Here is a 14,778-nt window from a genome sequence, read left to right on the forward strand (position 1 = left end):
TGGCCCGCATGCTGACCAATACCTTGTGCAAGGCGCTGTTCGTCGTCCATGACGTACTCCTGACTATATCCATTTCGTTAGTTTTGAAGGCCCCGGAACTTCATTCCCCCGGCCAGTACCCCTTCCACTCGAAAGCCGCCATAGGTTCATATGAAAACCATGGATATCAAGGAGTTGAGAGGTCATTGAATATTAGAGAAAGCCGCTGGCACGCCGGCTTCCAGGCCGAACTCCAAAACTAGCAGAAACTTGTTCAGCCACAAGACGGCGACTTGCGTGGAATATAGCCAATCATACTCAAGGCTATTTCCGATCAACCGGGAAAATCATTATCGATATAGCGACCTGCAACTTATTCGACTCTATTTCTGGTCCCGCCTTAACAAATAATTGCTCTTGTGCTCTTTGTACTACTGGGCAAATTGCCAATCGTTATATCGGCCCGGAGAGTTTTTTTGACCGACGGTAGTCCTCTCAAACACCGCTGGCGAAACGCTCGCGATAGCTGCCTGGACTGATACCGATGCGTTCGCGAAACAACCGGGCGAACGAACTCACATCCAGGTATCGCCCCGGGCAACTGGATGCCTGTTTGCAGCAGCACCTTTGGCGAGTCGATGTTGCCGGCCTGTCGCTAGACGCTGGCGCAGCTCTGCGGGTCAATCGACGGCATGCACCCGGGTCCGGTTGCGGCCCTCGTGCTTGGCCCGGTACAGCGCCTGGTCGGCCAGGCTGAGCCAATGTTCCAGGGAGGCCTCCTGGTCGATCAGGACCATGCCGATGCTGACGGTGGACGCCAGCTCCCCCGCAGACAGCGCCAAGCGGTGCGCGCTCCAGCACTCGCGCAAGCGCTCGAGCAAGGCCAAGGCCTGCTCGCGGTTGGTCTGTGGCAGCAACAGTACGAACTCCTCGCCTCCATAACGGGCGAACAGGTCCGTGCGCCGGACCTGGCCTTCGCAAACCGCACTGAAGGCCTTGAGTGCCTGGTCGCCCACCAGATGGCCGTGGTTGTCGTTGATCCGCTTGAAGTGGTCGATATCCAGCATCGCCAGGCACGACGAACGCCCCTGCCGACGGTCCGGGGCCAGCTCGAGCTTGGCCCGCTCGATGAAGGCCCGGCGGTTGAGGACACCGGTCAAGGCATCCCTGGCGGCAGTCTGGCGCAGCTCCTGTTCCAGGGACTTGCGCCCGCTGACATCGCGGATCTCCGCCACCTGGGTACCATCGTCCAGGGCGGCAACCGTCAGTTCGGCGGCGAACTGGCTGCCGTCATGGCGCACCGCCACTCGATCCTGTGGCACCCCATCGAACCGCCCCAGTTGTCGTTGCAGGTCGTCATCGGTTTCGAACAAGTACTCCAGGGGGCGTTCGTGGTAATGCTCGCGCTCGCAATCGAACAAGCGCTTGAGCACCGGATTGGCATCGACTATCCGGCCGTCGCGGACGATCACCACGGCGGCGCTGGTGATGTTCATCAGGCGCTCGAAGCGCACCGCGCTGCGCTCGGCCGCCAGCAGGAAACGGCGCAGGCTGAGCAGGGTCAGGCCGAACAGGCAGAGGATCCACAACGGATAGCCAATGTTGAAGGCCAGCAGTTCGGCGGCCGCCTCCAGGCCTGCGCGCGGCCGCAGTGCCTGGAGCAGATCGAGGACACCGCTGGCGGCTGCGCTCAAGGCCAGCAAGCCGAACATCAACGCGGCGAAGATCCGGACGCTGCGCAACCGGCGATCGCCCGGCAGGCACAACAACGCACGGCAGGCCAATGCCCGGACGAAGGCACTGACGAAGGTGTACAAGGCCACCACCAGCTCGGCTTCCAGCGGCTCGCCCAGCCAGTGCCACAACAGCCAGGGCACGGCGGTCAGGCAAACCGCCGGCACCAGCCACCAGGGCGCGGGACGCTCGAGGAAGCGGAACACGCCGATGACCAGCACCGCCTCCCCCGAGGTCAGCAGGCTGTAGCTCAACACGTTGTACGCCAGCCCGGCCCAATGGCCACCGAACAGCAGCAGCAACTGGCCCAGCCCCACCAGCAGTATGCCGAGGGTCCACAGGGCGGGTCCCGGATAGGGGCGCGAGTAGTACCACAGGGCCAGGCAGATGATCGCGCTGGCGATCAGGATGTTGGTACCCAGCAATAACGGTGAGAACAGCAAGGCATTCATGGCGTTGGGGAGTCCGGAAATCGAAGGGGCCGCTTGCCGTGATGGCGGACAGCCGCCAATGACGCCTGGGATACCAGGGCGGCCGGAGCTTCTCGATGCACGGGGTCAAGGCAGGGGCGCGATCATGGCTGGACCAGCGCCTGGCGTTGCCTAGGGGTTTTCTGCCGGGTACGTCCGAACTTTAGGTGCCTGGGGTAAAAATCCGCCCGCCGGCTGCCGGTCGGGCGGTCATGACCCAGGCTAACGCGACCGAACATGAGACCAAAGTGATCCCTTTAAAATATTACTGTCACAAATGAGCCTGCATAGACTCAAACAAGTGATTACAATGCGCGGATGCCGGCAAGGAGTGTTTCTTGCTAGGAACCTCCTCACTTGCCTGAAGCCCCGAACGCCCCATGACACTGCATGACGCCCGCCTTCTCAAACAGCTGACCACTGCGCTAGTCAACCACCCACGTGCCACCATGAAGGAACTGGCGGAACTGGCCGGAGTGAGCAAGGCCACGCTCAACCGTCACTACGGGACCCGTGCCAACCTGGAACAGCAACTTGAGCTGCATGCCAAGAACGTGCTCGCCGACATCACCAGCAACGCCTGGCTGCACGCCGCTGAACCGCTGGACGCCCTGCGTCACTTGATCCGCGAACATCTCACCCACCGCGACCTGCTGGCCCTGCTGATGTTCGAACATCGCCCCAAGGGGCCGATGCTGGAGCAGGAAGCATCCTATATCGAAGATCTGGATGCGTTCTTCCTGCGCGGCCAGCACCAGGGGGTGTTTCGTATCGATATCAGCGCCGCGGCCTTCACCGAGCTGTTCATCAACCTGATCTACGGCATGGTCGACGCTGAACGCCGCGGGCGTGCGGCCAGCGCCAACTCCGCCCATTCCCTGGAGCAGATGTTCCTGCACGGCAGTGTCGCCCTGAATGCCAAGTCGGGCAGACATCCATGAAAAAGGCCGGCTGGATCGCCCCAGCAGGCCTGTGATGCCCCCCCCTACTTGATCAGCGGGATCTGCTTCCCGGTCTGCTGCACCTCCATCGCATCCAGCTGGGTCTCGATCTGCAGGAAGCGCATGGCGATCACTGGCGACATCCTCACCGACACCTGGTCGATGTAGCGAAACAACACCTTGTGCTGTTTCTCCAGCAAGGTCTTGTAGGTCTTGAGCATTGAGGCCGCGTCCTGGTTATTGACGGCTCCGGAGCCATAGGCCCGGGCGTACTCCACCAGCAACTGGAACGAGTCTTTGTGCAAGCCATCTATCTCGTTGCGATAGCGGCTGTAGATCGGCCAGAACGTCTCGGCCTGCTCGCTATCGAGTTCCATGTTGGCCTCCACCATGCGCTTGCGGTTGTAGTTGATGGTCTCGATCTGGTTCTTGATCTTCTCCTTGTTCTCACTCATCACCTGCTGTACCGAAGGCATAGGCTCCTGAGCCTGGGCGACAAACACACAGCCGACGGTGAGGAACGCGAGAGCAATAAAACGCCTGGACATGGATTAACTCCTTTTTGCATTGACTTGAAAATGAGCGCGCTCACTGCGCGGCTTCCTTGAGCGAAATCTTCGGCGCCCACTCCAGCCATTGTTCGTCGACGGCATCGAACAGGGCGAAGGTCTGCCCCGGCTTGGCCGCTTCGCCCATTTGTCCGTTGTCTGGCGTGGCAAACGCGATACCGCCGGCGACCAGGGCTTCCAGGGACTCGGTGCGCACCGAAACGCCCTTGAACAATCCGGCCTCGATGCCCACGCCGCTGGCGTTCCAGAAGCGGCTGCCAGTACGCACCAGCGGTGCATAACGCGGCTCGATGAGGATACTGATCAACACCCGGTCCGCCTGCTGGCCCAGGTTCAGGTCGATGACCTTGCCCACCGGCATCTTGCGATAGGTCACCGGGCTGCCGAGCTTGAGCGAGCCCTTGTCCGGGGCGCTCAGGGTCAGCCGCAGGCCGCTGCCGCTCCCGAGCAGGTTCGGCGCCTCGGCCAGGGTCTGGAAGCGCGTCTGCCGCTCGCCCGGGTGACTGCTGGCCAGGGCCTCGATGTAGGGACCGCTGACCAGGGTGCCGAGGTGTTCCGTGCGCAACAGGCCAAGCGCCGGCCGTACGACCCAGAAGCGCGTGCCGCTGCGGGCGAACGACTCGCCGTTGGCCGCCAGGCGCGCCTTGAGCAGCACCCCGGACAGGTCATTCTTCAAGCCGATGCCCTCGACCTTGCCGATCACCAGCCCCTTGAACCGAATCGGCGTCCCTTCGCGCAGGCCTTCGGCGTCTTCGACGCTCAGCTGGATCTCCACGCCCCGGGCCAGGGCGGCCTCTTCGCTGTCATAGAGGGCGAACCGGCGGTCCTTGCCCGAGGCCGACGCCTTGGGGTCCAGGGTGTCGAAGGAAATACCGCCATTGATCAAGGTCTGCAGCGACTCGCTCTTGAGCTTGACCCCGCTGAAGTCACCGCTCAGGGTCACGCCACTGGCGTTCCAGAAACGCGTGGAGCTGTTCACCAGGCGCGCATATTCGGGCTCGATATGCACGCCGATCAGTACCTGCCGGTTGTCCGCCGACAGCTGGTAGCTCTGCACGCTACCGACGCGGATCTGCCGGTAGAGCACCGGCGCCCCGACCTCCATCGAACCGCGCCGGTCACTGGTCAGCACCAGGTGCAGGCCCGGTACGTTCATGTCCATGGGCGGCGCCTTGGAGCGGGCGCTGAATTCCCGGCGCGGCGCCCCGCTCTTGGCAAAACGCACGGCGATGTAGTTGCCCTTGACCAGGGCATCCAGGCCAGTGATCCCGGCCAGCGAGATATTCGGCTTTACGGTCCAGAACTCGGTGCCCTCCAGCAGCAGGGCCTCGACCCGCGGGTCCATCGCCAGCTCGGCGGTGGCGCCACTGAAGTCCTGGTTCATGTCGACGGTCTTGACCAGGCCGACCTGCACGCCGTTATAGATGACTGGCGTGCGCCCGGGCTCGATCTCGCTCAAGTCCTTCATCTTCAGCTTCACCCGCAAGCCGACCTGGGCCGCGTCGTAGTCCTCGTACAGGCGAAACGGCTTGGTCGGATCGGTGGGTGGGCTGTCGCGGTGGTTGTCCGCCGTGGCGAAGGAGATACCGCCCGCGGCCAGGGTCAGCAGCGACTCGCTGCGCACCTTGAAGCCCGACAGGCCACCGGAGATCGAGATGCCGCTGGCGTTCCAGAAACGCGTGTGCTTGCGCACCAGGTCGGCGTAGGCCGGTTCGATGTACACCTTGATCTCGATGGTGCGCTGGTCCTCGCCGAGCTGGAAGCTTTTCACCTGGCCCACCAGGATCTGCTTGTAGAACACCGGGCTGCCCTGCTCCAGGGAACCCAGCCGGTCGGCCTTGAGGGTGATATGCAGGCCAGGAATCGCCTCCGACATCGGAGGCGGTTCCTTAAGGGCGGTAAATGTGTGTATGCCCTTATCTCCCTTCACCGGATCCACCGCGATATAGACGCCGGACACAAGTGTCTCCAAACCGGTCACGCCCGCCAGGGACACCCGCGGCTTGACCAACCAGAAACGCGTGTCGTTGTTCAGGTACTCCCGGGACTCCTTGCTCAACTCGATGGAGGCGATCACCCCCTTGATGTCTTCACTGACACTCAGGTCCACCACCTTGCCGACCGATATGCCCTTGTACAGCACCTCGGTCTTCTTGGCCTGGATGCCGTCGCCGCTCTCGAAGTGGATCTGGATGACCGGGCCGGCTTCGTCATAGGCACGCCAGGCCAGCCACGCACCGATGACCAGGGCCACCAAGGGCAGGATCCAGATCGCCGACCAGTTGGAGGCCGGGTGTTTCTTGGGGACGGGCAAATCACTCATTTTCTTTGTCCAAGTGGGTGTTGTCCCAGATCAGCCGGGGATCGAAAGTCACGGCGGCCAGCATGGTCAGTACCACCACGCTGGCGAAGGCGGCGGCGCCGAGGTTGGCCTCGATGCGCGCCAGGTGGCCGAAGTTCACCAACGCCACCAGGATGGCGATGACGAAAATGTCGAGCATCGACCAGCGCCCCACCCATTCGATGAAGCGGTACATGATGATCCGCCGGCGGGCAGACATCGGTTGCTGGCGCTGCACCGAATAAAGCAGCAGCGCGATGCCCACCAGCTTGAAGGTCGGCACCACGATGCTGGCCACGAACACCACCAGGGCGATGGGGATCATGCCCAGCTGCAGCAGGCTGACCACCCCGCTCATGATGGTCGCCGGCGCGCCCTTGCCGAAAATGCTGACGGTCATGATCGGCAGCAGGTTGGCCGGGATGTAGAGGATCATCGCCGTGATCAGCAAGGCCCAGGTCCGCCTGATGCTGTTCGGACGACGCGCATGTATTACTGCACTGCAACGGCTGCAGCGCGATGATGAATCCAGACAGCCCGGATTAAGTTGATGACATTCACCGCAGACCCAAATACCGGCATCAATTGCACGCATCGTTAATCTCCTTGACCGGCACCTGCCCAGGAGAACCCAAGCAGGCGCCGGCGTTCACTTAAGGGGGCGTCTGGTGTTGCGCCAGTTGCTGGCCCTGGTTGTCCTGCCAGCCACCGCCCAGGGAGCGGAACAGGTCCACCAGGGCGATCTGCCGTTGAGTGCTGACGTCGATGAACGCCGTCTCGTTGGCAAAGTTGTTGCGCTGGGCGTCCAGGTAACGCAGGTGGCTGTCGATGCCGCCTTCATAGCGAGCCTTGGCCAGCTTCAGCGATTCGTTGCTGGTATTGGCCAGGGCCCCGCGTGCCTGTTCCTCGCGGCGCAGGGTGTCGGTGGCCGCCAGGGCGTCCGCCACTTCGCGAAACGCCGTCTGGATCGTGCCCTCGTAGGCCGCCACCGCCGAGTCCTTGCGCGCCTCGGCCAGGCTGAGCCCGGCACGATTGCGCCCGCCATCGAAGATCGGCAGCGACAGGGTCGGGATGAAGCTCCAGGAGCGCGAGCCGCCATCGAACAGGCCAGACATTTGCGCGCTGGAGGTGCCGAAGCTGCCGGTCAAGGTGATCCGCGGGAAGAACGCCGCCCGCGCAGCGCCGATATCGGCATTGCGCGCTTGCAAACGGTGTTCGGCGGCGAGGATGTCCGGCCGGCGCTCGATCAGCGACGAAGGCGAGCCGGCGGCGATGTCTTGCACCAGCAGCGGCTGCTCCGATGGCTTCTCGGGAATCGCCTTGGCCGCATCGGCGGTGCCCAGCAACAGCACCAGGGCATTGAAGGCCTGTTGCTTCTGGCGCAGGGCGGCCTCCTCGTCGGCCCGGGACTGTTCCACCAGGCCCAGGGCTTCCTGGTAGTCCAGTGCGGTGGCGTTACCCACCGCACGGTGCCGGCTGATCAGGGCGAAGGAGTATTCGCGGCTGACCAGGGTCTGCTGGGTCAGGGCCAGGCGGCGCTGGGCGCCGTCATGGACCAGGTAGGCCTGGGTGACCTCGGCGATCAGCGCGATGCGCGCCGCGCGCCCGGCCTCCTCGGTGGCCAGGTACTGCTGCAATGCGGCATCGCTGAGGCTCTTGACCCGACCGAACAGGTCGACTTCGTACTCCGGCAGCGACAGGCCGACCTGATAGGTACTGGCCACGCCGGCCCGGCCACTGCTGGACAGGTCCGACGGCAGGCGCTGGCGGTTGCCCGAGGCGCCTGCGTTCAGTCCCGGGATGCGATCGGCCCGCTGGATGCGGTACTGCGCGCGGGCTTGTTCGATGTCCAGCAAGGTCTGGCGCAACGAACGGTTGTTGTCCAGGGCGGTGCCGACCAACTTGCGCAACTGCGGATCGACAATGAAGCTCCGCCAATCCAGTTCGCTAGCCTGGCGTCCCTGCTGGGCGGCCGCGCCGCTCCAGCTATCGGCAACGGGCGCGGCCGGGCGCTCGTAGGTCGGGGCCATGGAGCAGCCTCCCAGGGCCAGGGCGATCAGCAGCGCCGATACGGTAAAAACTGCGGTACGCATGCTGATCACTCCTGGGTCAGGGCTGGTTGTTCAGGGGCTGGCCGCTTGGTGCGCAGCACCGACAGCAGCCAGACGAAGCAGATCGGCACGAACAACACGCCCAGGAAGGTGGCGCTGAGCATTCCGCCGATCACCCCGGTCCCGATGGCGCGCTGGCTGGCCGCACCGGCACCGGTGGCGATGGCCAGGGGCACCACGCCGAGGATGAAGGCCATGGAGGTCATGATGATCGGACGAAAGCGCAGGCGAGCGGCCTCGATGGCGGCGTCACGCAGGCTGTAGCCCTTCTCCCACAACTCCTTGGCGAACTCGACGATGAGGATCGCGTTCTTCGCCGACAGGCCGATGATGGTGATCAGGCCGACCTTGAAGTACACGTCGTTGGGCATGCCCATGAAGATCACCGCCAGGACCGCACCCACGGCGCCGATCGGAACGATCAGCATCACCGACAGCGGGATCGACCAGCTTTCGTACAGGGCCACCAGCAACAGGAACACCACCAGGATCGCCAGGGCGAACAAACCCGATGCCTGGCCGGCAGAGACCTTCTCCTGGTAGGACAGGCCGGTCCACTCGTAGCCGATGCCCTTGGGCAGTTGCGACGCCAGTTGCTCCAGTTCGGCCATGGCCTGGCCGGTGCTGTAGCCTGGACCTGCGTCACCGACGATGCGGATCGACGGATAGCCGTTGTAGCGCACCAGTTGCACCGGCCCCTCTTCCCACTTGCTGCTGACGAAGGCGCTGAGCGGTACCTGGTCGCCCTTGTTGTTGGGCACGTACAGCTGGAGCACGCTTTCCGGGGTCATCCGCGCGCCCTGCTCGGCCTGGATCACCACCCGTTGCTGGCGACCGGCGTTGGTGAAGTCGTTGACCACATTGGAGCCGAAAGCCGAGGACAAGGTAGAGCTGATGGTTTCGAAGTTGACGCCTTGGGCTCGGGCTTTTTCACGGTCGATCACCAGGCGCAACTGCGGCGCCTCGGCCAGGCCTTCCATCATGCCGTAGAGGAATTTCGGGTTGCCGTTGACCTGGCTCAGCAGCGTATCCCGGGCTTGCAGCAAGGCCTCCCGGCCCAGCCCGCCACGGTCCATCAAGCGCAAAGCGAAGCCGCCGGAGTTGCCCAGGCCGTCGATGGGTGGTGGCGAAACGCCCATGACGGTGCCATCGCTCGGCAGCGCGAAATGCTCGTTCAACGCCGCTACCTCGGCAGCAGCAGACTCGTCCTTGCCGCGTACCGACCAATCCTTGAAAACCGGGAATGCGAGTGCCGCGTTGTCGCCCTGGCCGGAGAAACTGAAGCCGGAAATGAGAAAGACCGACTCCACTGCATCGCGCTTTTTAAGGTACTGCTCCAGCTCCTTGCCAGTGGTATCGGTACGCATGCGGCTGGCGCCGGGCGGCAGTTGCACGTCGACGATCATGTAGCCCAGGTCCTCGCTCGGGACGAAGGCCTCCGGCAGGCGCAAGTAGGTGTAGCCCAGCAGAGCGACGATACCGGCGTACACCAGCATGAAACGCCCGGCACGCTTGACCAGCCCGGAACTGAGCACCGAGTAGCGCTCGGTGACGCGGGCGAAGCCACGGTTGAAGGCACCGAAGAAACCGCGCTTCTCGTGATGGCCTTCAGGGATCGGCTTGAGCAACGTGGCGCACAGCGCCGGGGTGAAGGTCAGGGCCAGGAAGCCGGAGAACAGGATCGAGATCGCCAGGGATACCGAGAACTGCTGGTAGATGACGCCCACCGAACCGCTCATGAACGCCAGCGGCATGAACACCGCGGACAGCACCAGGGTGATGCCGACGATGGCGCCGGATACCTGCTTCATCGCCTTGATCGTCGCCTCGGTCGGGGACAGGCCCTCCTCGGCCATGATCCGCTCGACGTTCTCCACCACCACAATGGCGTCGTCCACCAGGATGCCGATGGCCAACACCATGCCGAACATGGTCATCATGTTCACCGAGAAGCCCAGCAGGTACATCACCGCCAGGGTACCGAGCAGGCACACCGGCACCACGATGGATGGAATCAGGGTGTAGCGCACGTTCTGCAGGAACAGGAACATCACCAGGAACACCAGGACCATGGCTTCGAGCAGGGTGTGGATCACCTTCTCGATGGCCACGTCGACGAAACGCGAGGTGTCGTAGGGGACGGAGTACTGCATATCGCTGGGGAAGAACTGCGACAGTTCGGCCAGGCGCGCCTTGACCAGCGTCGCAGTCTCGATGGCGTTAGCGCCCGGAGACAGCTTAATTGCACCACCTACGCCGGGCGTGCCGTTCAGGCGCGAGGAAATGTTGTAGCTTTCCTGGCCCACTTCCAGGCGGGCGACATCGGCCAGCTTGACGCTGGAACCATCGGGATTGGAGCGCAGGACGACCTGGCCGAACTCCTCGGGGTTGTCCAGGGCTCCCTTGACCGCCAGGGTTGCGGTCAGCTCCTGCTCACTGGTACCGGGCGCGCTGCCGAAGGCGCCGGCCGGAACCTGCACGTTCTGTCCGCGGATGGCGTTGCTCACGTCCTCGATGGACAGGCCGTAACCCACCAGTTTCTGCGGATCGATCCAGACCCGCATCGCCGCTTCGGAAGAGAAGAACTGCAGCTTGCCGACGCCGGGCAAGCGGCGTAGTTCGTTGTTGATGTTACGCGCGGCGTAGTCGCCAAGAACGGTAGTGTCGTTGCGCTTCGCGTCTTCCTTATAGTTCAGAACATAAATTAACAGGAAGCCGGCGCTGGTCTGCTCGACCTGCAAGCCCTGGGTGAGCACGGCCTGAGGCATGCGCGCCTCGGCCTTCTTCAGGCGGTTCTGCACGTCGACCTGGGCCAGGTCCGGATCGGTGCCCGGCTGGAAGGTCACGACGATCTCGGCAGTACCGTTGGAATTGTTGGTTGATTCGAAGTACAGCAGGTTCTTGGCACCGTTGAGCGACTCTTCGAGCACGCTGGTGACCGACTCCACCAATACCTTGGCCGAAGCGCCCGGGTAGGTGGCGGTCACGGTGATTTGCGGTGGCGCAACGTTGGGGTACTGCGCCACCGGCAGCTTGGAAATGATCAGCAGGCCGGCCAGGGAGATGAACAGAGCCACCACCCAGGCGAAGCTCGGGCGCTTGATGAAAAAATCGGACATCAAAAAATCCTCGTGTCGTAACCGGGCTTATTGTTTCTGCTCGGTTTCCTGAGCCTGCTTGGCAGTGACCTTGACGCCCGGCTGCACGGCGGCCAGGCCACCGACGATGACCTGGTCACCGGCCTTGAGGCCTTCGGTGATCTGCCAGCGCGAACCCTGCATGGCACCGGTGGTGACCGCGCGGGCCTCGGCACGCTCGTCGGCGCCGACCACCATCACGTGGGAGCTGCCGTCGTTGCCCCGCTTGACCGCACGCTGCGGGACGAGGATGGCCTGGTGGTCAGTGCCTTGGGGAGTCTTGACCCGCACGTACATGCCCGGCAGCAACACACCATCGGGGTTGGGGAACTTGCCGCGCAGGGTGATCTGGCCGGTGCCCGGGTCGACCGCCACGTCGGTGAACTGCAGCGCCCCCTGGCGCTCGTAGGGGGTGCCCTCGACCCGCAGGGTCAGGGCCTTGCTGTCTCCCGCGGCCAGGCTGCCGGTCTTCAGCGCCTCGCGCAGGCGCAGGGCATCGGCGGCGGTCTGGGTGAAATCGGCGTAGATCGGATCCAGTTGCTGGATACGCGCCATCAGGGTCGCTTCGCCCTGGCCGACCAGGGCGCCTTCGGTGACCAGCGCACGCCCTACCCGACCGGAGATCGGCGCGGTGACCGAGGCGTACCCCAGGTTCAGGCGCGCGGTTTCCAGGTCGGCCTGGGCCGAACGGGTCAATGCCTGGGCGCTGTGCAGGTCGGCACTGGCCTTGTCGTAGTCCTGCTGGCTGACCGCTTCGATCTTCACCAGCGGCTCATAGCGCTTGACCCGCGCCAGGGCCTCCTTCATCCCGGCCTGGGCCCGGGCCAGGTCGCCCTCGGCCCGGGACACCGCAGCCTTGAGCGGCGCGGGATCGATCTGGAACAACAGATCGCCGGCCTTGACGTCGGCCCCTTCCTCGAAGCGCTTCTTCAGCACGATACCCGCCACCCGTGCCCGCACCTCGGCCACGCGTACCGGTTCGATCCGGCCTGGCAGTTCCGACGTCAGCGCCAGGGTTTCCGGCTTCACCGCGAACACCTCCACAGGAAGCACCATCTCCGCGGCGCTCTGCTGCTCGCCCGAGGGACCACACCCTGCCAACGCAATGACAACCGCCAATGCACTGACCCTTCCTATTGCACGCAAATCGACCATGGCACACCTGACTATTGATTGAGAATGTCCAGAATGCTACTTTCAAACCCAAAATGAGTCAACAAAGACTCACATGAGCTTTTTTGTCTCACATTTTGCGGAGCGCTACGAGTTTTTTTACCCAATGCGCGCATTCGAGGACTCACCCAGGACTTGCGAATGACCCTGACGCCCCATGACGAACGATTCATCAAGGCGCTGGCCGTGGCCATCGTCGACCACCCACGCGCGACACTAAAGGAACTGGCTGAATCTGCCGGCACCAGCCGGGCCACGCTGCAGCGTTTTTGTGGCACGCGTGACCATCTGCTGGAAATGCTCGAACGGCATGGCGAGGAGGTGTTGCTCCAGATCATCGAAGCCTCCCGCCTGCAGGATGCAGATCCATTGGAAGCACTGCACAATTTGATCAGGGAGCATCTCGCCCATCGAGAGCTGCTGACCTTCCTGGTATTTCAATACCGCCCGGATTTCCTCGACCCGCAGGCCGATGGTGTCCGGTGGCAGTCCTATATCAACGCGCTGGACGCCTTCTTCCTGGGCGGCCAGCACAAGGGAGCATTCCGCATCGACATCAGCGCGTCGGTGTTCACCGAGCTGTTCATCACCCTGGTCTACGGCATGGTGGACGCCGAACGCCGCGGACGCGCGGCGAGCTCGAATACCGCCCATACCCTGGAGCAGATGTTCCTCCACGGCGCCTGTCCACAGGCCAGAACCGACACCTAGGCCACACGCCCACAGGACTTGCCCGATGCTCCACACCCACCCCGGCGACTTGCCGAACCTGCCGCTCCAGGCCCTGGTCGCTTGCCATGAATGCGACCTGCTGATGCGCCGCGAGCCACTGGAACCCGGTGAAAAGAGCTGCTGCCCGCGTTGCGGCTTCGAACTGGCCGTGCATCGCCATCAATGGCAGCGCCGTTGCTTCGCCCTGGTCCTGACCGCCTTGCTGCTCTACATCCCGGCCAACTTCCTGCCGATCATGCACTTGACCCTTCTGGGCCAGGCCCGTAGCGACACCGTCTGGAGCGGTGTGCTCGGGCTGTTCGAAAGTGGCATGCCCGGGGTCGCCGTGCTGGTGCTGCTGAACAGCATGGCCATTCCCCTGCTCAAACTGCTGTGCCAGTTGCTGGTACTGCTGAGCCTGAGGTTCAAGGTGGCGCGCCGAGGCGCCATGCTGCTCTACCGCGGTTATCGCCACCTGCGCGAATGGGGCATGCTCGAGGTCTACCTGATCGGGATCCTGGTCTCCATCGTCAAGCTGATCGACATCGCCGACCTGAGCCTGGGCATCGGCCTGGCTTGCTTCATCGCCCTGCTGCTGACCCAGGTCTGGCTGGAAATGAGCATGTCGCCGCACCAGGTCTGGGAAGCTCTGGCCGAGGACGATCGATCCCCCCCGACTGAACCGTTCCCCAGGGTGTCGTCATAGATGCTTGACCACTTCCGATCCCGGTGGCCAGGGGATGCATATGGCTCGCGCGCGGCGCATGAGCATTGTCAGCCCCTTTGTTCAGTGTGAATCCAAGGGTGTAGATACCGGTTCCTAGTACCAGCACAGCCATTAGCGAAAGCATGAGTCGAAGCAAGGAAACCTCCGTCGTCCAGAGGGAAACCGGACGCAGCTTTTTGTGAATGGCAAGAGGCCGGCGTCGATCATGCCGCGCTGGGCATCCAGTTCTGCCAACGTCCGATGGCCGAAGTCATCCAGGAACCGGCCGAAGAGGTGCTGCCGCCTTTCCCCTCCCATCCCGGGCCGCCGAAAATGGATGCTCGCGGCTAACCCGTCCAGGGAATGACGAGGGATGTTCTGAAAACCCGAGATGCCTTCAACAAGCGGCAACTAGCAGGCAACTTCAAGTATTGCCGCGCAAATTTTAACGTCGTGGAAAGTTGTTCTGGATGAATTACGACGCTTAACTCATGTAACTTTGCTATCAGGCTGACAGCATTTACAGCCCGAGTTCCTCAGCTAATCTTGACAGGCCAATGACCGAGAGCCGGAAACTCCATGGACACCCTAAGCAAGTTCGAAATCGAGACGGCCCTTGCCCAGCGCTTGCCAAACTGCCGCGTGAACTGCGTGATCAATGCCGATGGCAGTCTCTCGCTAGACATCCTGGCGCCAGGATCGAACCAGTTCACCATCGCCAGCATCGATCGCAGCCACTACCACGGCGAGTCGGGCATCAACCGGCTGGTGCGTGAAATTCTCGAGGAGATGGTGGTTTCCCGGCAGTCTTCGCGCATGTCATGAACCACTCCTGTTTCTTATACCCACCTGACGCTGCCGACGAAGAGGCTAGTTGTGATCTCGGGGGGTGCCGCCGCTGAAGTA

12 protein-coding genes and 1 pseudogene are annotated in these 14,778 nt (G+C 63.0%); 6 read left to right on the forward strand and 7 right to left on the reverse strand.

The features are described 5' to 3' along the window. Positions 1 to 242 (forward strand): hypothetical protein (locus tag ACK6AU_RS28915; RefSeq protein ID WP_409303022.1); only part of this gene is annotated, 242 nt, incomplete at its 5' end. A gap of 417 nt (positions 243 to 659) precedes the next feature. Here ACK6AU_RS28915 and ACK6AU_RS28920 read toward each other — a convergent pair. Then, on the reverse strand, positions 660 to 2,165 hold the full coding sequence (locus ACK6AU_RS28920) for a diguanylate cyclase (RefSeq protein ID WP_409303024.1): 1,506 nt from the start codon (positions 2,163 to 2,165) through the stop codon (positions 660 to 662). Positions 2,166 to 2,563: 398 nt separating this feature from the next. Here ACK6AU_RS28920 and ACK6AU_RS28925 point away from each other — a divergent pair, with 398 nt between their 5' ends. Then, positions 2,564 to 3,124, forward strand: coding sequence for a TetR/AcrR family transcriptional regulator (locus ACK6AU_RS28925; RefSeq protein ID WP_185702211.1), 561 nt, complete (start codon positions 2,564 to 2,566; stop codon positions 3,122 to 3,124). 44 nt (positions 3,125 to 3,168) lie between these two features. On the opposite strand, the gene ACK6AU_RS28930 is transcribed toward ACK6AU_RS28925, so the two are convergent. The 6 genes from ACK6AU_RS28930 to ACK6AU_RS28955 are packed head-to-tail and all read right to left on the reverse strand — an operon-like array spanning position 3,169 to position 12,437. Beyond that, entirely contained in the window at positions 3,169 to 3,672 is a 504-nt protein-coding gene (locus ACK6AU_RS28930; protein WP_409303026.1) for a transcriptional regulator, read from the reverse strand. 40 nt (positions 3,673 to 3,712) lie between these two features. Beyond that, positions 3,713 to 6,016 carry an MlaD family protein gene (locus tag ACK6AU_RS28935; protein WP_409303028.1) on the reverse strand — a complete coding sequence of 768 codons (2,304 nt, stop codon included), beginning with the start codon at positions 6,014 to 6,016 and terminating at the stop codon, positions 3,713 to 3,715. Next, a complete protein-coding gene (locus tag ACK6AU_RS28940; RefSeq protein WP_409303030.1) occupies positions 6,009 to 6,629 on the reverse strand; it encodes a paraquat-inducible protein A in 621 nt (206 codons plus the stop codon). Before ACK6AU_RS28940 ends, ACK6AU_RS28935 begins: the two co-directional genes overlap by 8 nt. A 58-nt stretch (positions 6,630 to 6,687) precedes the next feature. Further along, the gene (locus ACK6AU_RS28945; protein WP_185702215.1) at positions 6,688 to 8,127 is read right to left on the reverse strand and encodes an efflux transporter outer membrane subunit; all 1,440 of its coding nucleotides are present in this window, start codon (positions 8,125 to 8,127) and stop codon (positions 6,688 to 6,690) included. 5 nt (positions 8,128 to 8,132) lie between these two features. Next, the gene (locus ACK6AU_RS28950) at positions 8,133 to 11,264 is read right to left on the reverse strand and encodes a multidrug efflux RND transporter permease subunit (RefSeq protein ID WP_409303033.1); all 3,132 of its coding nucleotides are present in this window, start codon (positions 11,262 to 11,264) and stop codon (positions 8,133 to 8,135) included. Between the two features lie 27 nt (positions 11,265 to 11,291). After that, positions 11,292 to 12,437 carry a MexC family multidrug efflux RND transporter periplasmic adaptor subunit gene (locus ACK6AU_RS28955; protein ID WP_185702232.1) on the reverse strand — a complete coding sequence of 382 codons (1,146 nt, stop codon included), beginning with the start codon at positions 12,435 to 12,437 and terminating at the stop codon, positions 11,292 to 11,294. Positions 12,438 to 12,596: 159 nt separating this feature from the next. Between ACK6AU_RS28955 and ACK6AU_RS28960 the strand changes: the two genes are divergently transcribed. The 4 genes and pseudogenes from ACK6AU_RS28960 (at position 12,597) to ACK6AU_RS28975 (ending at position 14,697) form a co-directional block, all read left to right on the forward strand. Beyond that, complete coding sequence (locus ACK6AU_RS28960) at positions 12,597 to 13,166, forward strand: TetR/AcrR family transcriptional regulator (RefSeq protein ID WP_409303035.1); 570 nt, start codon at positions 12,597 to 12,599, stop codon at positions 13,164 to 13,166. Between the two features lie 25 nt (positions 13,167 to 13,191). Further along, positions 13,192 to 13,872, forward strand: coding sequence for a paraquat-inducible protein A (locus ACK6AU_RS28965; protein ID WP_409303037.1), 681 nt, complete (start codon positions 13,192 to 13,194; stop codon positions 13,870 to 13,872). A gap of 201 nt (positions 13,873 to 14,073) precedes the next feature. After that, a pseudogene (locus ACK6AU_RS28970) lies at positions 14,074 to 14,223 on the forward strand (LLM class flavin-dependent oxidoreductase); the annotation flags it as partial. A 228-nt stretch (positions 14,224 to 14,451) separates the two neighbouring features. After that, complete coding sequence (locus ACK6AU_RS28975; protein ID WP_185701420.1) at positions 14,452 to 14,697, forward strand: hypothetical protein; 246 nt, start codon at positions 14,452 to 14,454, stop codon at positions 14,695 to 14,697. The last annotated feature ends 81 nt before the right edge of the window (positions 14,698 to 14,778 follow it).

The organism is Pseudomonas sp. KCJK8993 (assembly GCF_046230915.1).
Lineage (GTDB): Bacteria > Pseudomonadota > Gammaproteobacteria > Pseudomonadales > Pseudomonadaceae > Aquipseudomonas > Aquipseudomonas piscis.